Consider the following 17,943-nt stretch of genomic DNA (forward strand, 5'->3'; position numbering starts at 1 on the left):
CGGCTCGGTTCAGGAGCCGCCGGGCTCGCGCCGGGTGAACCCGGTGCCGCCGAGGCGGCCCAGGAGGCCGGCGAGCTGTGCCGCCTCCTCCTTGGTCCACGGCGGCTCGGCGAAGATGTCCTCGGCGACCTGTTCCGCGGTGACGAGCATGTCCGCCAGCCGCTCCCGGCCGGTCTCCGTCAGCGTCGCGTAGGCCACCCGCGCGTCACGGGCGTCCGCGTCCCGCCGCACCAGGCCGATGCGCTCCAGGGGAACGAGACCCCTGGTCACACCGGAGGCGGTCAGCCCCAAGGCCTCGGCCAGATCCACCCGGCGCATACGGTCACCCGGGGCCTCGGACAGGCGCAGCAGCGTCGTGAAGTCGGCCAGGCTCACCCCGTGCAGTCCGCCCAGACTCGCGTCGAACCGCTTCACCAGGGCGGCCTGCGCCCTCATCAGGCGCAGTGCCGCGTCCAGTCCCCTGCTCATTGACACCTCCTTGACTACTCAAGTATATCCGGAACGCGATTCCCCCTGAAGCACGAGGGATCAGGGGGTGGTGTTCTGGGCGATGGCCCGCCGTTGTCGTTTGCCGAGGGGCGCTTGGGACAGGTCCTCCCCCTGGGACTTGAGCCTCTTGAAACCGTAGCCGCGCTCGGCCAGCCAGGCCGTCGCGGCGGTTTCGGCCCGTTCGACCGCCTCGAGGATGTCCTCCTCCGCTTCCCCTGAATCCAGGAAGCGGAAGGTGAAGGCCGGCCGGGCGGCAACGTCGTAGCTGAGGTGTCCCTCGGGAGTGAAGGCCGCCTGCAGGACGTCGTGTTCCGAAGCGCGCGCCAGGAGTCCGGCTCGCTGGTCGGGGCTGAGCCCGTCGAAGACACCGCGAACGGTGATACGGAAAGTGCGTGTGGTCATCGGGTGAGCCTAACCAACGGGATCGGGCCTGTTCCACCGCGTTTCCCGCGTGCTCACCGTGGGCGCCCACCGTCGACCTCCCCCGTAGGCACTCACCGTGACGGAACCGGCGCGCGTCGCGGCGAACACGTGAGGGCGGACCGGGAGCGGGGTGGCCGCGCCCGGTCCTCACACCTCGACCGGAGTGCTCAGTGGTCGTGATGGTGTTGCCGGCAGTCCCAGTGGCCCTTGACCCACACGTGGTCCCAGTGGCCGGGGACGTAGACCCACTTCTGCATCCAGCCGTGGCTGTGATGGCCGTGGTGCCAGGTGTCCTGGTGGACCCACTTCTTGACCCAGTGTCCGGGCACCCACTTGTTCTCCCAGTGGCCCTTCTTCCACTCGCAGCGGTCGTGGTGACCATGGTGGTCAGCGGTCGCCGACGGCGTGGGCGACGGTGCCGTGGTCGCGGCGGCGGAACCGGACAGGCCCAACGCGGCCCCTCCGGCCAGCAGGCTTGTCGCGGCGGCACCGGCGAGCAGGCGCCGGGTGCTGATGCGTGTGGTCATCGGACTCACCTCCCTCGAAATGTGACGGACGTGCACAACGGGGGCGGTGTCACGGAAGTTCGCGCCGAAACTGTCGGTACGTTCCAAGGCCCCCGACGTGCGGGACATAAGGTATTCGGAGCGACGAAAGGTATGTATGAGGATAGACCTCCTTATGTTTTTCATACGAGTTTTCGGGAGGACCCGGACCGGGCCGATTCCCCTCGGTGCGGCGGCCCAGGGCCTCCGACGCGGGGACTTCGCGGGCCGACGGCCTCCGGCCTGGGAACTTCGCGGCACCCCCGGCTCATACGCGGGGTACGGCGGCTACGGATACACGGTGTCGACGCCCATCGCCTCCTCGACTCCGGACGGCGCCGGACGCCGCGGCCTTCTCGGCGCGGCGTCCAGGGCGCACACCGTCGGCGAACGGCCCCGTCGTGCCGCGGAGGAGGGCGCCGCGACGCAGGGTCGAGCCCGACGGGCCAGGCGAGAAGGAAGCAACGGACGGATTCTGTGAGCGATGTCCAAGACAGGCCAGGACGGACACGGTTCGCGACGGCACTCCTCGGCGGAGGCGTGGCTGGACGCCCGGCTCGAACGCGTGGCGGAGGGCGACCACGACGCGTTCGCGGATGTCTACGACGCCCTGGCGCGAGCGGTCAAGGGCCTCATCTGCCGTGTGCTGATGGACGAGGCGCAGGCCGAGGAGGTGACGCAGGACGTGATGGTGGAGATCTGGCGGACCGCGGACCGCTATCGCCCCGAACTCGGAACCGCCCGGGGATGGGTCCTCACGCTCGCACACCGACGGGCCGTCGACCGGGTCCGGTACGTCCAGGCCAGTACGGCGCGCGAACGGCGCAGCGCGCTGCTCGCGGAGGACCGGCCCTTCGACGAGGTGGCCGAGGCCGTGGAACGGCACGAGGACCACCATCGCGTCCGGCGCTGCCTTGCCGCCCTGGAGCGGCATCAACGCGTACCGCTGGTGCTCGCCTACTACCAGGGCATGACCTATCTGGAGGTGGCCGCCTGTCTGGCCACTCCGGCGGGCACCGTGAAGTCCAGGATGCGCGCCGGGCTGCGCCTGCTCCGCGGGTGTCTGGAGGCCAGGCGATGACCGGCGCCGAAGACCCGCACGAGCTCGTGGGCGCATACGTGCTGCACGCCCTGCCTGCCGCCGAGGAAGCCTCCTTCGAGAACCATCTGGCCGGCTGCGCCGCGTGCCGGGACGAGGTGACGGAGCTGTCCGAGGTCACGCTGCGACTGGCCTCGGCGGAGGAAGCGGACCCCTCGCCCGAACTGCGCCGGCGTGTCATCGACCGGATCGCCCACACGCGTCAGGAGCACCTCGCGCGCGAACGTCCGCGCAGGATTCCGGTCCGTCAGCGGGCGCTGCGCGTGGCCCTGGCCGCATGTCTGGCACTCGCGGCGGCGCTCGGCGGCCTCGCCACATGGCAGCACACCCAGGCGGACGAGGCGCGCGCCGAAGTCGCGGCCAGGAAGGCGGAGGCCTCCACCCTCACCGACATCCTCACCGCCCGTGACGCCACGATCAGCACGCGGAAGCTGGGGGGCGGGGCCGACATCAGCGTGGTCGCCTCCCGCGCGCAGGGCCGGGCGGCCTTCATCGCCTCGGACCTGCCCCGCCTCGGCGACGACCAGGTGTACGAACTCTGGTATGCCGAGAAAGCGGGCGGCCTTCGCCCGGCAGGCCTGTTCCCCGGCTCGGGTGGCGGGCACGCGCAGCTGCTCAAGGGATCCCTGGACGACGTCAGCGCCGTCGGGATCACGGCCGAACCCGCGGGCGGATCACAGCAGCCGACGAGCGAGCCTCTCGGCATCGTCACGGTGCCGGCCTGACGCGTCCCGTGTCCGCGCCGACGACGCCGAGGGGGAGGACCGACGCACCGCTCACCCGACCGGGCACCGCTCATCACGACCGGGCACCACCCCTCGCAAGGAGTATCAAAACAGGATATTTATCTTTTTGATGCGGTTCACTCTTGATCATCCTATGCTGATGTGAGGGAGGGCTCGGGCGGCGGTCAACGGCCGGTCCTGGACCGGCGGGAAGCGGGCTTCCATGGTTGGGCGGCTTAAGTCGGGGCTGATCGGCGAAATGTCCGCCGAATTCCTCGGCACGATGATTCTCATCCTCTTCGGGTGCGGCGTGGTGGCCCAGGTGGTCGCCGGCGGCGCGCTCACGACGCCACCGGGCGGTCTGGGAAACCACGACAGCATCGCCTGGGCATGGGGTATCGGCGTCATCATGGGCGTCTACGTCGCGGCACGGCTGAGCGGCGCGCACCTCAACCCCGCGGTGACGGTCGCCCTGGCAACGTTCAGGGGATTCCCGTGGCGCAGGGTGGCGCCCTACGTGGTGGCCCAGACCCTCGGCGCCTTCGTGGCGGCGCTGATCGTGCGCTGGAACTACACGGACGCGCTGGCGAAGGCCGACCCCGGCCACACCATCAAAACCCAGGGCGTGTTCTCCACACTGCCCGCCAACGGCAACCCGAACCTGCCGGTCCACGAGTGGGGCGCGTTCCGCGACCAGATCATCGGCACCGCGATTCTGCTGCTGCTGATCATGGCCATCACGGACCTGCTCAACACCCCGCCCGGCGCGAACCTGGCCCCGTTCATCATCGGCCTGGTCGTCGTGGGCATCGGAATGGCCTGGGGCACCCTCGCGGGCTACGCGATCAACCCGGCCCGTGACTTCGGTCCCCGGCTGGCGAGCTTCCTCACGGGATACGGAGGGGCATGGCGAGATCAGTACGGGAACTTCTACTTCTGGGTGCCGATCGTCGGCCCCCTGATCGGTGGTGTGCTCGGCGCAGGCATCTACAAGCTCTTCATCGGCCGGTTCCTGCCGACGGCCGAGCCCGAACCCGCAGGACGCGTCCCGGTTCCCGAGGACTGACACCCCCAGCAGAGGCGGCAACCCATGGCTGACTTCGTGGGCGCGGTGGACCAAGGGACCACCAGCACCCGATTCATGATCTTCGACCACGCCGGCAACGAGGTGGCGAAGCATCAACTGGAACACGCCCAGATCCTCCCGCGCTCCGGGTGGGTCGAGCACGACCCGGTGGAGATCTGGGAACGCACCAACTCGGTGATCCAGAACGCCCTGCGGCACAGCAACCTGACCGCGGAGGACCTGGCGGCCATCGGCATCACCAACCAGCGGGAGACCACCGTCGTGTGGGACCCGCGCAACGGCCGTCCGTACTACAACGCCATCGTGTGGCAGGACACCCGGACCGACTCCATCGCCGCGGCCCTGGAACGTTCCGGCCAGGGTGACGTGATCCGCCGCAAGGCGGGGCTGCCACCGGCGACCTACTTCTCCGGCGGCAAGATCCAGTGGATCCTGGAGAACGTCGACGGCGTCCGCGAAGCGGCGGAACAGGGCCACGCCCTCTTCGGCAACACGGACGCGTGGGTCCTGTGGAACCTGACCGGCGGCCCCGACGGCGGCATCCACGCCACCGACGTGACCAACGCCAGCCGCACCATGCTGATGAACCTCGAAACCCTCGACTGGGACGACGAACTGCTGGGCTTCTTCGGTGTGCCGCGCGCCATGCTGCCCAGCATCAACTCCTCGTCGGACCGCGAGGCGTTCGGTACGACGCGCACCTCCCGGCCGCTGCGCGCCCCCATCCCCATCACCGGGGTGCTCGGCGACCAGCAGGCGGCCACGGTCGGCCAGGTGTGCTATGCGCCCGGCGAGGCCAAGAACACCTACGGCACGGGCAACTTCCTGGTCCTCAACACCGGTACGGAGCTGGTCCGTTCGCAGCACGGCCTGCTGACCACCCTCGCCTACCGGTTCGGCGACAGTCCCGCCGTCTACGCGCTGGAAGGCTCCATCGCGGTCACCGGATCCGCGGTGCAGTGGCTGCGCGACCAGATGAAGATCATCACCAACGCGGCCGAGAGCGAGACGCTGGCCCGCAGCGTGGAGGACAACGGCGGGATGTACTTCGTCCCGGCGTTCTCGGGCCTGTTCGCCCCGTACTGGCGCTCCGACGCCCGCGGCGCGATCGTCGGTCTCGCCCGGTTCAACAGCAACGCCCACCTGGCCCGGGCGACCCTGGAGGCGATCTGCTACCAGAGCCGCGATGTCGTCGAGGCCATGGAGCAGGACTCCGGAGTGCATCTCGACGTGCTGAAGGTCGACGGCGGCGTGACCGCCAACGACCTGTGCATGCAGATCCAGGCCGACGTCCTGGGCGTACCGGTCAGCCGTCCCGTCGTCGCCGAGACCACCGCGCTCGGCGCCTGTTACGCGGCGGGTCTGGCCACCGGCTTCTGGAAGGACACCGACGAACTGCGCACCCACTGGCAGGAGTCCAAGCGCTGGGAGCCCCAGTGGTCCGAGGACCGGCGTCAACAGGGGTACGCCGACTGGAAGAGGGCGGTGGAGCGCACGCTCGACTGGGCGAAAGTGGAATAGACCGGCCCGTCGATCACACGGGTGGCCGAAGGGCACCGCGTTCAGCCCCTGGCTCGCTTCGCGTCAGGGGCTGAACGCGCCCCCGTGGGGTCTCATGAGCAGTCGCGAACCGGGCAGGCCCGCCGGTGACAGCCGTGTCCCCGGCGATTCGAGGGGCGAGTCCCACCCGCGGCCCACCCGTCCGTGCCTCCGGGCCACACGCCGAATGATCACCCCCGGTCACGCGCCCACCACCTCAGGCTCTCTATGCTCGGGGGCGAACATTCGCATCCATGAGGAGCAGAGCAATGAGCGAGAACGTCTACTTCGAGGTCACCGCCGACGGCGAGCCGCTGGGCCGCATCGAGTTCAAACTCTACGACGACGTCGTCCCGAAGACCGCGCGGAACTTCCGTGAGCTCGCCACCGGCGCACCCGGTTTCGGTTACAAGGGCTCGCCGTTCCATCGGGTCATCCCGAACTTCATGCTCCAGGGCGGCGACTTCACGCGCCAGAACGGCACGGGCGGCAAGAGCATCTACGGCGAGAAGTTCGCCGACGAGAACTTCACGCTCAAGCACACCAAGCCGGGTCTGCTGTCCATGGCCAACGCGGGCCGGAACACCAACGGCTCGCAGTTCTTCATCACCACCATCGTCACCGGCTGGCTGGACAACAAGCACGTCGTGTTCGGCGAGGTCGTCGAGGGCATGGACGTCGTGAAGACGATCGAGGCGCTCGGCAGCGACTCCGGCCGCACTGCGAAGAAGATCGTCATCTCCGACTGCGGCACCGTCTGAGCGGTCCGGCAGCAGGGGCCACCCCCACGGACCAGTGCTGACGGAGGCGGCGGTGCACCACCCGCCGCCTCCTTCGGGCAACGCTCCGGCGGGGCGAAGTCCGGGGGCGAGAAGAAGATCTCGATCTCGGCTCAGAAGGTTTCAGGCCGGCGGAACGCCTCGGCGTTACGCGCGCACCAGTCCGCGAACGTCCGCGGCTTGCGTCCGAGCAGTCGCTCGACGGTGTCCGTCCGGAACCCGACGGTGTCGGCGCGCATGAGGTTGAAGCCCTCGGTGATGGCATCGGCGAGTTCCTGGGGCGCTCCGTCGGGGAAGCGGAACCGTACGGCCTCGTCCGGTGTGGTCACCTCTCGGACCTTGATGTCGCGGCCGACTGTCCCGGAGATGACGCGGACCTGTTCGGCGACGGTGAACGTCTCGTCGCCGGTGAGGACGTATTCCTCGCCCTGGTGGCCGGCCTCGGTGAGGACGAGCGCGGCGACCGCGCCGATGTCCGCGGGGTCGATCGGCGCGTAGCGGCCCGGGCCGACCGGGTCGAGGACGTGGTTTCCCTCGCGGATGGTGGGCAGCCAGTCGAAGGCGTTGGTCATGAACCCGCCGGGCCGAAGGAATGTGGCGGGTATTCCCGAGGCGCGGACGATCTCCTCGCGTTCGTGGTGCCAGCGGGCCATGGCGGGCAGCGGGACAAGGGTGACGTGGAGGGAAGACACGTGCACGATGTGGCTCACCCCGGCGGCCTCGGCGGTGGCGACGGCGGCGGCGGTGTGGTCGGTGCCGATGCCCTGGGTGAGCAGGAAGAGTTTGTCGACGCCATCGAAGGCCGGCGGCAGTGTCGAGGGTTCCCCCAGGTCGCCGACGACGCGCTCGGCGCGGTCGGACAGTCCGGCAGCGCGGGCGGGGTCGCGGACGAGAAGACGTAACTTCGCGCCCTTCGCGTCGAGTTCACGGGTGAGTTCACGTCCGATGTTCCCGGTGGCACCGGTGGCACCGGTGACCAGTATCATCATGATTCCCTAAAGTCGTTTGCCGTCTAACGAGTTGCCCGGAACGTTAGCCGGTGAATAATTAGCCGTCAATCGACTTGCTCGCGGCTCAGGCAGCCGCTCCCGCACAACACCGAAAGGCACCGATGCCGGAGTTCCTGGACCTGCACGGCAGAACGTCGAAGGTGCTCCGGGCCCTGGCCGACGCGGCCATGCGACGCCATGGTCTGCACGTCGGACAGAACCACCTGCTCGCAGCGCTGTGGGAACGGGACGGCAGGACGCCCGGCGAGGTCGCCGCCGCCCTGAACGTCACGACGCCCACCGTCGTCAAGATGGCCGACCGGATGACGACGGCCGGGCTGCTCGCCCGTCGTCGTGACGACCGGGACAACCGCCTCGTCCGGCTCTGGCTCACCGACGCGGGGCGTGCGCTGCAGGAACCGGTCGAAGCGGAACGGCGGTTGATCGAGGAGAAGGTCACCGCGGATCTCACCGAAACCGAACGCGAATGCCTCTTGAACGCCCTGGCGAAGGTCAACCGGGCGGCGAGCGAGCTACTGAGCGGGCCCATCGACCACGGCGACTCCGCCATCACCTGACGATCACTCATAACTCCTGACAGAATGTCATCGTCCCTGGCGCCATCGCGTGGCGTCGGTCTCCGCCCGAGGGATGGGCGTCGGGCAGCTTCTCCGTCACAGTGGACGTACGCGATCGAGGGGGAAGCCGTGGCGGGGGAAGGAAGACCGATGACGGAACCTGGTCTGTTCGAACTGGAAGCCGTCGTGGTGGGACAGCCGGAGCGTTCACGATGGCGCAGGTACGAGGGTCCCGCCCTGGCCGTGTCCACCGTGGAGGGAACCCTGCTCGCCCAGGTCACCCACACCGACGACACGCGCTCCCTCCTCACGGACACGTCCGGCGAGTGCATCGTCCGTATCGAGAGGCGTTCCTGGTTCGGCCAGTTGGGACCGGTGCGGTTCCACTTCACCGACGGCGCGGACTTGGAGGTCGGCACCGCCGTCACCCCTGCAGTGATGAAGACCCTACGGCTGACCCTTCAGACGGAACAGGGACGCCGACTCCTCCTCACACGCTGGGGTCACATGTCCCCCGAATGGCTTCTTACGGAGACCGATCCGAGACGGAGCCCGGAGCCCGAGATACTCGGCCGGGTCACGGTGAGCTCCGGCGACGCGTGGCTCGGACTGGAGCGGTACGTAGTCGAGACGAATTCCCGCCTGGACGCCTCCGAACGGCGGACCGTCGTTGCCTCGGTCGTCTGTCTGCACCTGCTCCGCCGACCTCCGGGCGACAGCGCCGCACCGGGGTGAGTACGGCCGGCGCGGCCCCGGCCGGATCGGTGCTGGACTCCCGGAGCGCACGCGGCGGTTGGCCGGAGGAGAGCGCCTCGGCCTGCTGCTCCATGCCCTGTTGCGCGCGGTGCCGGAACAGCGCGGGGAACAGGTCGTCCATCGTGCGGAAGTAGTAGTGCACCAGTTGGTGCGACGATGGATCCGCCGCTGCACACCGCCCACCGCGCTCTGCTCAGACGGCTTCTGACGCCCCGTCGGCTGGAGGAATGAGAGGGCCACCGCCCGGTGGTCGCGTCGACGCCCCTGCTCCCTGTGCGGTCCGCCGCACAGGACACCGCGGCCACCGGAACCGATCGTGCCCCACGCGTCGCGGGACCGCGAAAGAGTTCAGCCGGATTCGTGGCCGGATCCCGTGCTCCAGGGGGCAGACGCGCCCGCGAGGGGTAGCCCCTTCCCGCACACGCCGAAGCGCGCGGGGGTTGGGGGGAGCTGGCCCGAGTGACACCCAGGGGGCGGACACCAGGGAAACGCTTGTCGGGACGTGCGCAGCGGCGGCGAGCCGTCCGCCGGCTGCGCGCGGAAGGGCAGTACGGGCCGTTGCTTCGTGAGGTGCTGCCGGCCCTCGCCGCGGTCGTCGTCACCCTGTGCGCGATCGTCGCGGGCCTCGCCGTCGGCTATCGCGTGGCCGGCATCGCCGTACCGCTCGGCGCGCTGGTCGTCCTTGCCGTCGCCACCCCGGCCGCGGTACGGCGGCACCGTCCGCCGGCCCGTCGGCGCCTCGGCTTCTACACACCGGAGGAACTGGCGGAACTGGACACGGCGGGGCTGGCCCTGGCCGTGTCCCGGATGCTGCGCCGGGACGGCTGGCGGGTGCTCCCTCCGCGGCGAGCCGAGGACCGCGTCCGTGTCCGCGCGCGGGACGGTCGCGGGCATCGTCTGGAGGTCGCTTTCCGGCCCGTGGCCGAGCCGCTGCCCGACGAGGACGCGCCCTCTCGTCCGGGACGTGCGGGCGGCCCCGGCCCGCCGCTCCGTCTCGTGGTGCACCGCGGGGACTTCACCCGGCGTGACGTCCAGTGGGCGCGGCGGCAGGGCGGAGTCCGTCTGATCGACGGTTCCCGCCTCAGACGCTGGGCGCACGGGACACCGCTGAACGAACTCAGCGACTCTCCCTGACCCCCGTACGGGCACGGCTGACCCGGTACGGGCATGACCGCCGATCCGTCCGGAAACGGGTGCCACTGGCACCGCGCCGGCCCCGCGCGAACCACCTCGTCGAGCACCGCGCAGACCCTCGCCGCTCCACCCCGCGGCTGGGTGGGCGACGATTCCGCGCGCGCCGAACGTCCCGGTCACCCTTGCCACACCCCTCACTCGAAGCGCACGACGCAACAGCGGTTTCACCCACAACAGACGAGGTCAGCGGCATGGACACCTTCCGACCAGGCACTTGAAGGAAAGCCCTTCGCACGGGCCGAAGGGCCGAATAGCGTGCGAGGACCCGAGCCGTCCCCCACCGTCCCGCGGTCCATGTACGCCGGGCCCGCACCCCCACCAGGAGACCGGCATGTCGTACGACAGCTCCGCCCCGCGTCCCGCGCGACCGCCGCACGGACAGCACGACTCCCCGCCCGGCCGTGTCCCGGACCCCGCCGGGGAACCGTTACGCGGCGGGGCCTCACCCCGCACCTGGACCGGGCAACATCGCGATCTGCGCATCCTGCGCCGCGCCTACCGCCGGCAACGGCGCGTGACCACTTTCGCGGTACTCGGCTGCTTCACCGTCTTCCTCGGTCTCACCGCCGGCGCCCCCGGTCTCATGGACCGTCCCGTCACCGGAGGCCTGTCGACCGGCCTGGTGCTCGCGCTCTCCCAGATCCCCGCCACCTGGCTCGCCGTGCTCGTCTACGAGGGCACCGCCCGCCGCTTCGTCGATCCCCTCGCACGCCGCGTGAACCGGAGCACTCCCTGGGCGAGCGGCGAGCAGGAGCGGGAGCGGTGAGCGCCTTCGGTGGCTCCACGCAGTCCTGGTCCCTGGTCGCGTTCTCCGTAGCCGTCACGGTGACCCTGCTGCTGTGCGTGCTGACCGGCCCCGACAGCGACGATCTCGCCGAGTTCTACACCGGCTACCGCTCGCTCTCCCCGCTGCGCAACGGACTGGCCATCGCGGGCGACTACATCTCCGCCGCGACCGTGCTGACCATCGGCGGCGTGATGGCCCTCTGCGGCTTCGACGGTGTCGTGCTGGCTCTCAGCACACTGCTGTCCCTGCTGGTGCTGATGTTCCTGCTGGCCGAACCCCTGCGGAACACGGGCAAGTTCACCATGGGCGACGTGCTGGCCCGCAGGATGCCCGGCCGGACCGTACGGATCACCGCGTGCGGCGTCACGATCGCCGCGCTCGTGCCGATGATGCTCGTCCAACTCGCCAGCACCGGGCAGCTGTTGGCCTTCATCCTCGGCTTCTCCGACAACTCCATGCAGACCGGCTGCATCGTGGGGGTGGGCGCCCTGATGATCACCTACGCGGCCATCGGCGGCATGCGGGGCACCGCGTTGATCCAGCTCCTGAAGATGGTGGTGCTCCTCGGCTCCGGAATCGTCGTCGCCCTGCTGATCCTGAGCCGGTTCCACTGGAGCGTCGGAGCCTTGTTCACCACAGCCGCCCAGCGAAGCGGCTCACCGGCCGCGTACCTGCACGGTGGGCTCCAGTTCGCCGGTGGGCCGCATCCCCGGCTCGACATGATCAGTACGCAGTTCGCCGTCGTGCTGGGCGGTGCCTGCCTGCCGCACGTGACCATGCGCATGTTCACCGCGAACAGCGCCCGTCAGGTGCGGCGTTCGATGTCCTGGGCGGTGTCCTCGGTGGCGTTGTTCATGCTGGTGGCGGGCGTTGTCGCGATCGGGGCGACGGCGATGATCGGCCGGGCCGGCATCACCGCCGCCGACCCTCACGGGCACACGGCCTATCTGCTGGGCTCACGAGCGGCGTTCGGCCCCGTGGTGTCCCGGGCGGAGTCCCTCGTGTTCACCACGGTCACCACGGCGATCTTCCTCACGCTGCTCGCCTCGGTCGCCGGCATGACCCTCGCCTGCGCCAACTCGCTGGCCCACGACGTCTTCGCGGGCCGGAACACCGCCATGTCACCGCAGCGCGAGACGGCCTTCGCCCGCGGCTCGGCCCTGGTCGTCGGCGCGCCCGTGATCGCCCTCGCGGTGCTCGTCCAGCACCGCAGTCTGCAACCGCTCGCCACGATGTCCTTCTGCGTGGGGGCCTCGGCGATCGCCCCGGCTCTGGTCTACAGCCTGTTCTGGCGCCGCTATACGCGGACCGGGCTGATGAGCACGCTCATCGGCGGCACGCTCGCCGTCCTGATCCTGATGCCGGGCACCAGACTGGTGTCCGGGTCCCCGACGTCCGCCTTTCCCGCCGCCGACTTCAACTGGTTCCCGTTCACCACCACGGGGCTGGTGTCCATCCCGCTGGGCTTCGCCTTCGGCTGGCTCGGCAGCCTGCTGTCCGGCCGCCGCGCGGCGGACCGGGAACGGGGGGTGTACGAGGGTGTCGAGAGCCTGATCCTCGCGGGACCGCGCCCTCGGGAGCGGTGACGGTGGCGGGGTTTCCGCCACCGTCGCACAGCCGTCCGCTCTCAGTGGTTCACTCGCCGCCGACCACGATCTCGCGCTTGAGGATCTTGCCCGTGGGGCCCTTGGGCAGTTCGGCCACGATCGTGACGATGCGCGGGTACTTGTACGCCGCGACCCGCTCCTTGGTGTGGGCGCGGATCTCCTCGGCCGTGGCCTCGGCACCGGGCCGGAGCGTGACGACCGCCGCGACCTCCTCACCGTGCAGGGGGTGCGGCACGCCCACGACGGCGGCCTCGGCGACCGAGGGGTGCTCGTACAGCACCTCCTCGATCTCACGCGGATAGACGTTGTAGCCGCCGCGGATGATCATGTCCTTCTTGCGGTCGACGATGAAGTAGAAGCCGTCCTCGTCGACGCGGGCCAGGTCACCACTGTGGAACCAGCCGTCACGGATCGCCTCCGCGGTGGCGTCCGGGCGGTTCCAGTAACCGGTCATGACGTTCTCGCCGCGGATGGCGATCTCGCCGATCCCGCCGGGCTCGACCTCACCGCCGCCCTCGGCGACGAGCCGCATCTCGACCCCGCGAATGGGCACGCCGATCGACCCCGGCTTGCGCGGGCGGTCCGGGTGGTTGAAGGCGGCGACCGGCGACGTCTCGGACAGTCCGTACCCCTCAAGCACCGCGGCACCGAAGCGCCGCTCGAAACCGTGCAGCACCTCCACCGGGAGCGCGGACCCGCCCGAGACGGCCAGGCGCAGCCGGCCGGTGTCGAAGCCCTCGGGAAGTTCGGCGTGCAGCAGGGCCGCGTACATCGTCGGAACGCCCAGGAAGACGGTGACCTCGTCACGGGCGATGATCTCCAGGGCGCTCCGCGGGTCGAACCGGGGCAGCAGGGTCAGCGTGGCACCGGCGGCGACGGCCGTGTTGAGCCCGCAGGTCTGGCCGAAGGCGTGGAAGAGGGGGAGGCCGCCGAAGAGTACGTCGTCCGGTCCGACCTGCAGGAGGGTCTCGGACGTGGTGAGGGTGTTACTGGCGAGGTTCCGGTGCGACAGCTCGGCACCCTTGGGCGTTCCGGTGGTGCCCGAGGTGTAGAGGATCAGGGCGGCATCGTCGTCGGACCTGTCCGGGGTGTCGCGCATCGGCTCGTGGCCGCGCAGCAGGGCGTCGAAGGCCTCGGGATCGGTCACCAGACAGTCGGTTCCGGTCTCTGCCGCCGCCTTCGTGACCTCTTCGGCGAACAGCGGGAAGACCAGCGCGATCCGTGCCCCGCAGTCGCGCAGGGTGAAGGCGACCTCACGGGCCTTGAGCAGCGGATTCATCGGGACGACGACACCGCCGGCCCGCATGATGCCGTAGTAGAGGACGGGGAACAGCGGGACGTTGGGCATGGTCATCGCGACGCGGTCGCCCGGCAGGAGGCCGCGGTCCCGCAGCAGCGCGGCCACCCGTGCGCTGGCGTCGTCGAGTTCGGCGTAGGTCAGCGTGTCGTCGTCGTGGCGGACGGCGACGCGCTCGCCGTGGGCCGCGACCGTGGCGGCCAGGAGGGTGACGAGGTTGGTCATGCCGGGTATCTCCTTGAATTCGTCGCGCCGGGCGCGGCGGTGCTGCGCGGTCGGATCACATCGCGAAGAGTGACCCAGTGGGGTGCGTCCTGGCTACCGGGTCCCGGCGGGAAGGCCAGCCACAGGCGCAGCAGATGGCGTTTGTGTTCAGGCGATCGATGGTCCTCGAACGCCGAGCGGGCGTGCATCACCCGGTGCGTGTTGAGCAGGAGCAGGTCCCCGACCCGGAGATCGAGGTCGAGCCGGTACTCCGGGGAGGCGGCCACGGAGTCGATGAGATCGAAGAGTTCCCGGTCCGCCGCCTCCAGGCGGGGCACTTCGGGGAAGCGCTGGGCGGATTCGAGATAGCACCGGTTGTACCGCATGCTGAGCGCGCCGGAGGGGTCGTCGGCGCGGGAGACCAGCGGGGCGGCCGTCCAGGGCGGCTCACCGGGAGCGTGTTCGTCGCGGCGGTCGAAGTGGTACGTGCGGTACAGGCGCCCGGCCAGATCGGGCCGCAGGTCCAGTACCGCGTTGTGGACCGCGGACGAGCTCACCAGGGAGATCCGTCCACCGCTGCGGGGCGTCCGCAGCGGCAGCAGGGCGAGGAGATCGGCGCCGTCGGTGTGGAAGGGCAGGGCCTCGCGGGTCTGGTAGCCGCGTACGGCGGGGTCGCTCAGGCTGCGCCCGGTGTCCCGGACGTGGCCGAGGACGAGTCCGTCGGCGCTCTGCGGGACCGGGTGCCCCAGGTGCCGGCCGAGGCCCCAGAAGACGGTGCTCGCGGCACTCTCGCCCAGCCGCTCGACGGGGACGCCCCGGACGATCGCGAACCCCCGTCCGTGTTCGAGGACCCCGGCGAGGCGCGCCAGGTCGGCGGCGAGGGTGGGGAGCGGGAAATCGGCGGCTGCCAGCCTCAGCAGGGTGAGATCCCGGCTGCGTGCCGCGTGCAGGGCGGAGTCGATCTCGGCGAGCCCGGACGCCGACAGGTGCAGCTGCCACTCCTCGGGGTGTGCCAGGTCCTGGCCCTTCCACACCGAGGGGCCCGAGCGGGGCGTGGGCGTGGGCGGCGCCTGGTCCGCGTCCGTCGTTCCTGTCATGTTCGCCTCCGATCCGTCATGTGTTCACCCACACGCGAGCGGTCCCCGCTGAGGGGCCCGGCCGGTGAACGGCGTCATGCTAGGTTCCTCGACCACCGCCATGCTTGCCATGGCGGGACAGGAGATTTGGCTTTTCGGGACATTCCTGGAGCGTGCACATGCGACCCCTGGTCCGCACCGCCGCACTGAGCGGCTACGTCGAGCTGTGCCGTTCACTCGGCATCGATCCGCAGGCGCTGCTGAAGCGGGTGGGCCTGGACACGGCCGCTCTCACCGTCCAGGACCGGTGGATCTCCGGCACGGCCGCCGTCCAGGTGCTGGAACTGTCGGCGGCCGAGTCGGGCCACGAGGACTTCGGGGTCCTGCTGGCGGAGTTCCGGCGCTTCTCCAATCTCGGACCCATCAGCCTGGTCGTCCGCGAGGAACCCGACGTGCGCAGTGCGCTGGAACTGCTGATCCGTCATCAGTACATGTACAACGAGGTGCTGCACGCCCGGCTGTCCGAGGGGGACGGGCTGGCCACGCTGAAGGTGGATCTGCGGCTCGGCGAGGTGATGGAGTCCCGGCAGGCCACCGAGCTGGCCGTCGCCGCGTTCCACCGCATCCTGAACGACTTCCTGCACACCCGCTGGCAGCCCCTCTCCGTGTGGTTCCGGCATTCCGCGCCGGCGGACACCGCGGCGCACCGGCGCGCGTTCGGACCCATCGTGGAGTTCGACCGCGAGCTCGACGGCATCGTCTTCTACGCCGACGACCTCGACGCGCCCAACGCCATGGCCGACCCGTTGATGCGCGAGTACGCCCGCCAGTACTTCGACGCGATCGCCGTCCCCAAGGACACCACGGCCGCGGACCGGGTGCGCGAACTGATCGAGGTCCTGCTGCCGACCGGGCGCTGTTCGATCGAGCAGGTCGCGCGCAGCCTCGGCGTCGACCGGCGCACCGTCCACCGGCATCTGGCCGCGTCGGGCGAGACGTTCTCCTCGCTCCTCAACGTCACCCGCCGCCATCTCGCGGAGCAGTTCGTCGCGAACCCGCGGCGCTCGCTGACGGAGATCTCCGACCTTCTGGGGTTCTCCTCGCTGAGCGGGTTCTCGCGCTGGTTCCGTGAGCAGTTCGGGTGCAGCCCTAGAGCGTGGCGCGGCAACAACGCTCCGTAGCGGCTCCGGCTCCTCCGCCCCAACTCCCGCACGGGGACTGCCGGGACGGGCGAGACGGGTGTCCGGGCCATGCACCGCCCTCAGGACGCACCGAAGTACCGATGTCCCCAAATGGCAAATCATCTGTCCCTTGACGGCAAGCACACTCCAGACCCCGGCCCTACCTTTGCACCACCGCACAGAAGACGCGGTCGGCCGCCGGAGGGAGCCGTGCCACTCCCCCGGCACTCCCTCCGGAACGGCCGATCGCAGCGGGCCACCTCGCGCCCGCTGTCACCCGGTGACCCGCATCGATCCCCGCCGGACATCCCAGGCCCGCGCAGTTCGCGGCGATGCCCCCGGCGAGTGATCACCGATCCGACGAAGGAGACGGACCGTGCACTTCCACGACGACTCACTGTTCCCCGAGAACCAGGAAAAGCTCGTCATCCAGGCCGCTCCCTACGGGCCCGAATGGCTTCCCGGAGACGCCGACGACCTTCCGCTGACGATGGACGAGCACGTGCAGGCGGCCGTCGACTGCTACAACGCCGGTGCCACCGTGCTCCACATCCACGTACGTGAGCTCGACGGCAAGGGCTCGAAGCGGCTCTCCATGTTCAACGAGCTGATCGGACGCCTGCGCGAGGCCGTGCCGGACATGGTCCTGCAGATCGGTGGGTCCATCTCGTTCGCCCCGGAAGGCGAGGGCGCGGACGCCAAGTGGCTGGACTTCGACAGCCGCCACATGCTCGCCGACCTGGACCCGAAGCCGGACCAGGTCACCATCGCGATCAACACCAGCCAGATGAACATCGTCGAGATCATGACCGACGACGATCTGGAAGGCACCTCGATCGCCAAGCCGGACTACTACAAGGCGTACCGGGACATGTACCTGGAGGCCGGTCCGGACTTCTACCTGGAGCACCTCAAGCGTCTGGCCGCGAGCGGTATCCAGCCGCACTTCCAGCTCGCCACGCTGGCCCAGCTCGAAACCGTGGAGCGGCTCATCCGGGCCGGTATCCACACCGGCCCGCTGATCCTCAACTACGTGGCGATCGGCGGCGGTTTCGCCGGCCGTCACCCGGCCGACCTCATCGAGTTCGTCCGTCGCGCCCCCGACGGCGCCGTCCTCACCATCGAGAGCTCCATGCGCGCCGTGGCGCCCATGAACGCGATCGGCATCGCGCTCGGCGCGCACGTCCGGGTGGGCAACGAGGACAACCTGTGGCGACGCAAGGGCGAGCGCATGTCCAGCGTCGAGCAGGTCGAGCAGATGGTGCAGATCTCCGAGGCGCTCGGCCGTGACATCGCGACCGGCGCCGAGGCCAGGAAGATCTACAAGCTCGGCGAGACGTACGCGAACGCCGACGAGACGCTGGCCCAGCTCGGCATGGTGCCGAACCGCCGTCCCGGCCGCCGCGGCTTCATGCTGCGCGACGCCTGATCCCACGCCCGACCCGCCGGCGGACCACCGCGCCGGGCCGCCGGCCGGGCACGGACCGCCAGTACGGTCCGCCCGGCTGCCCCACGGCCCGGCATCGTGGCCCGCCGGGCCACGGCCAGGACCGGAGTCCCGACCGATCGGCCGGCACGGCAAGGATCA

18 protein-coding genes are annotated in these 17,943 nt (G+C 70.0%); 12 read left to right on the plus strand and 6 right to left on the minus strand.

Annotation, left to right across the window (positions count from 1 at the left end; all coding sequences use genetic code 11):
• Positions 1-9: 9 nt before the first annotated feature.
• From ACFYW8_RS24015 to ACFYW8_RS24025, 3 genes are all read right to left on the minus strand, one after another.
• Complete coding sequence (locus ACFYW8_RS24015; protein ID WP_365877158.1) at positions 10-468, minus strand: MarR family winged helix-turn-helix transcriptional regulator; 459 nt, start codon at positions 466-468, stop codon at positions 10-12.
• 60 nt (positions 469-528) lie between these two features.
• The gene (locus ACFYW8_RS24020; RefSeq protein WP_389079652.1) at positions 529-891 is read right to left on the minus strand and encodes a DUF6204 family protein; all 363 of its coding nucleotides are present in this window, start codon (positions 889-891) and stop codon (positions 529-531) included.
• 188 nt (positions 892-1,079) lie between these two features.
• Complete coding sequence (locus ACFYW8_RS24025; RefSeq protein WP_389079655.1) at positions 1,080-1,439, minus strand: hypothetical protein; 360 nt, start codon at positions 1,437-1,439, stop codon at positions 1,080-1,082.
• Positions 1,440-1,941: 502 nt separating this feature from the next.
• Here ACFYW8_RS24025 and sigK point away from each other — a divergent pair.
• The 5 genes from sigK (at position 1,942) to ACFYW8_RS24050 (ending at position 6,668) form a co-directional block, all read left to right on the plus strand.
• Positions 1,942-2,538 (plus strand): ECF RNA polymerase sigma factor SigK, encoded by a 597-nt coding sequence (sigK, locus tag ACFYW8_RS24030; RefSeq protein ID WP_389079657.1) that lies wholly within the window; start codon positions 1,942-1,944, stop codon positions 2,536-2,538.
• Positions 2,535-3,281: an anti-sigma factor domain-containing protein gene (locus ACFYW8_RS24035; RefSeq protein ID WP_389079660.1), complete on the plus strand. Its 747-nt coding sequence runs from the start codon at positions 2,535-2,537 to the stop codon at positions 3,279-3,281. Before sigK ends, ACFYW8_RS24035 begins: the two co-directional genes overlap by 4 nt.
• Positions 3,282-3,504: 223 nt before the next feature.
• Positions 3,505-4,347 carry an MIP/aquaporin family protein gene (locus ACFYW8_RS24040; RefSeq protein ID WP_365877147.1) on the plus strand — a complete coding sequence of 281 codons (843 nt, stop codon included), beginning with the start codon at positions 3,505-3,507 and terminating at the stop codon, positions 4,345-4,347.
• Positions 4,348-4,371: 24 nt separating this feature from the next.
• Entirely contained in the window at positions 4,372-5,889 is a 1,518-nt protein-coding gene (glpK, locus tag ACFYW8_RS24045) for a glycerol kinase GlpK (RefSeq protein ID WP_389079664.1), read from the plus strand.
• 287 nt (positions 5,890-6,176) lie between these two features.
• Positions 6,177-6,668 carry a peptidylprolyl isomerase gene (locus ACFYW8_RS24050; RefSeq protein ID WP_365877143.1) on the plus strand — a complete coding sequence of 164 codons (492 nt, stop codon included), beginning with the start codon at positions 6,177-6,179 and terminating at the stop codon, positions 6,666-6,668.
• 131 nt (positions 6,669-6,799) lie between these two features.
• On the opposite strand, the gene ACFYW8_RS24055 is transcribed toward ACFYW8_RS24050, so the two are convergent.
• The gene (locus ACFYW8_RS24055; protein WP_389079666.1) at positions 6,800-7,675 is read right to left on the minus strand and encodes an NAD(P)H-binding protein; all 876 of its coding nucleotides are present in this window, start codon (positions 7,673-7,675) and stop codon (positions 6,800-6,802) included.
• Positions 7,676-7,797: 122 nt separating this feature from the next.
• Here ACFYW8_RS24055 and ACFYW8_RS24060 point away from each other — a divergent pair, with 122 nt between their 5' ends.
• The 5 genes from ACFYW8_RS24060 to ACFYW8_RS24080 all read left to right on the plus strand — a co-directional run bounded on the left by ACFYW8_RS24060 (position 7,798) and on the right by ACFYW8_RS24080 (position 12,576).
• The gene (locus ACFYW8_RS24060; RefSeq protein ID WP_389079670.1) at positions 7,798-8,253 is read left to right on the plus strand and encodes a MarR family winged helix-turn-helix transcriptional regulator; all 456 of its coding nucleotides are present in this window, start codon (positions 7,798-7,800) and stop codon (positions 8,251-8,253) included.
• 150 nt (positions 8,254-8,403) lie between these two features.
• Positions 8,404-8,988, plus strand: a complete 585-nt coding sequence (locus ACFYW8_RS24065; RefSeq protein WP_389079673.1) for a hypothetical protein — start codon at positions 8,404-8,406, stop codon at positions 8,986-8,988.
• Positions 8,989-9,501: 513 nt separating this feature from the next.
• Positions 9,502-10,143, plus strand: a complete 642-nt coding sequence (locus tag ACFYW8_RS24070; RefSeq protein ID WP_365877135.1) for a hypothetical protein — start codon at positions 9,502-9,504, stop codon at positions 10,141-10,143.
• Between the two features lie 391 nt (positions 10,144-10,534).
• On the plus strand, positions 10,535-10,969 hold the full coding sequence (locus ACFYW8_RS24075) for a DUF485 domain-containing protein (protein ID WP_389079677.1): 435 nt from the start codon (positions 10,535-10,537) through the stop codon (positions 10,967-10,969).
• A complete protein-coding gene (locus ACFYW8_RS24080) occupies positions 10,966-12,576 on the plus strand; it encodes a cation acetate symporter (RefSeq protein WP_389079679.1) in 1,611 nt (536 codons plus the stop codon). The genes ACFYW8_RS24075 and ACFYW8_RS24080 overlap by 4 nt, the downstream gene beginning before the upstream one ends.
• A gap of 49 nt (positions 12,577-12,625) precedes the next feature.
• On the opposite strand, the gene ACFYW8_RS24085 is transcribed toward ACFYW8_RS24080, so the two are convergent.
• Both ACFYW8_RS24085 and ACFYW8_RS24090 read right to left on the minus strand, forming a co-directional pair.
• The gene (locus ACFYW8_RS24085) at positions 12,626-14,119 is read right to left on the minus strand and encodes a long-chain fatty acid--CoA ligase (RefSeq protein WP_389079682.1); all 1,494 of its coding nucleotides are present in this window, start codon (positions 14,117-14,119) and stop codon (positions 12,626-12,628) included.
• Positions 14,116-15,195 carry a TauD/TfdA family dioxygenase gene (locus ACFYW8_RS24090; protein WP_389079685.1) on the minus strand — a complete coding sequence of 360 codons (1,080 nt, stop codon included), beginning with the start codon at positions 15,193-15,195 and terminating at the stop codon, positions 14,116-14,118. The genes ACFYW8_RS24085 and ACFYW8_RS24090 overlap by 4 nt, the downstream gene beginning before the upstream one ends.
• 158 nt (positions 15,196-15,353) lie before the next feature.
• On the opposite strand from ACFYW8_RS24090, the gene ACFYW8_RS24095 reads away from it, so the two are divergent.
• Both ACFYW8_RS24095 and ACFYW8_RS24100 read left to right on the plus strand, forming a co-directional pair.
• Positions 15,354-16,355 carry an AraC family transcriptional regulator gene (locus ACFYW8_RS24095; RefSeq protein WP_389079688.1) on the plus strand — a complete coding sequence of 334 codons (1,002 nt, stop codon included), beginning with the start codon at positions 15,354-15,356 and terminating at the stop codon, positions 16,353-16,355.
• A gap of 376 nt (positions 16,356-16,731) precedes the next feature.
• The gene (locus ACFYW8_RS24100; RefSeq protein ID WP_389079691.1) at positions 16,732-17,784 is read left to right on the plus strand and encodes a 3-keto-5-aminohexanoate cleavage protein; all 1,053 of its coding nucleotides are present in this window, start codon (positions 16,732-16,734) and stop codon (positions 17,782-17,784) included.
• The last annotated feature ends 159 nt before the right edge of the window (positions 17,785-17,943 follow it).

Origin of the sequence: Streptomyces sp. NPDC002742 (assembly GCF_042888885.1) — a bacterium.
Lineage (GTDB): Bacteria > Actinomycetota > Actinomycetes > Streptomycetales > Streptomycetaceae > Streptomyces.

What these genes read in the sequence shown, in the direction of transcription:
- ACFYW8_RS24015 (WP_365877158.1), bottom strand. Translation starts at nt 468, where the DNA reads ATGAGCAGGGGACTGGACGCGGCACTGCGCCTGATGAGGGCGCAGGCC.
- ACFYW8_RS24020 (WP_389079652.1), bottom strand. Translation starts at nt 891, where the DNA reads ATGACCACACGCACTTTCCGTATCACCGTTCGCGGTGTCTTCGACGGG.
- ACFYW8_RS24025 (WP_389079655.1), bottom strand. Translation starts at nt 1,439, where the DNA reads ATGACCACACGCATCAGCACCCGGCGCCTGCTCGCCGGTGCCGCCGCG.
- sigK (WP_389079657.1), top strand. Translation starts at nt 1,942, where the DNA reads ATGTCCAAGACAGGCCAGGACGGACACGGTTCGCGACGGCACTCCTCG.
- ACFYW8_RS24035 (WP_389079660.1), top strand. Translation starts at nt 2,535, where the DNA reads ATGACCGGCGCCGAAGACCCGCACGAGCTCGTGGGCGCATACGTGCTG.
- ACFYW8_RS24040 (WP_365877147.1), top strand. Translation starts at nt 3,505, where the DNA reads ATGGTTGGGCGGCTTAAGTCGGGGCTGATCGGCGAAATGTCCGCCGAA.
- glpK (WP_389079664.1), top strand. Translation starts at nt 4,372, where the DNA reads ATGGCTGACTTCGTGGGCGCGGTGGACCAAGGGACCACCAGCACCCGA.
- ACFYW8_RS24050 (WP_365877143.1), top strand. Translation starts at nt 6,177, where the DNA reads ATGAGCGAGAACGTCTACTTCGAGGTCACCGCCGACGGCGAGCCGCTG.
- ACFYW8_RS24055 (WP_389079666.1), bottom strand. Translation starts at nt 7,675, where the DNA reads ATGATGATACTGGTCACCGGTGCCACCGGTGCCACCGGGAACATCGGA.
- ACFYW8_RS24060 (WP_389079670.1), top strand. Translation starts at nt 7,798, where the DNA reads ATGCCGGAGTTCCTGGACCTGCACGGCAGAACGTCGAAGGTGCTCCGG.
- ACFYW8_RS24065 (WP_389079673.1), top strand. Translation starts at nt 8,404, where the DNA reads ATGACGGAACCTGGTCTGTTCGAACTGGAAGCCGTCGTGGTGGGACAG.
- ACFYW8_RS24075 (WP_389079677.1), top strand. Translation starts at nt 10,535, where the DNA reads ATGTCGTACGACAGCTCCGCCCCGCGTCCCGCGCGACCGCCGCACGGA.
- ACFYW8_RS24085 (WP_389079682.1), bottom strand. Translation starts at nt 14,119, where the DNA reads ATGACCAACCTCGTCACCCTCCTGGCCGCCACGGTCGCGGCCCACGGC.
- ACFYW8_RS24090 (WP_389079685.1), bottom strand. Translation starts at nt 15,195, where the DNA reads ATGACAGGAACGACGGACGCGGACCAGGCGCCGCCCACGCCCACGCCC.
- ACFYW8_RS24095 (WP_389079688.1), top strand. Translation starts at nt 15,354, where the DNA reads ATGCGACCCCTGGTCCGCACCGCCGCACTGAGCGGCTACGTCGAGCTG.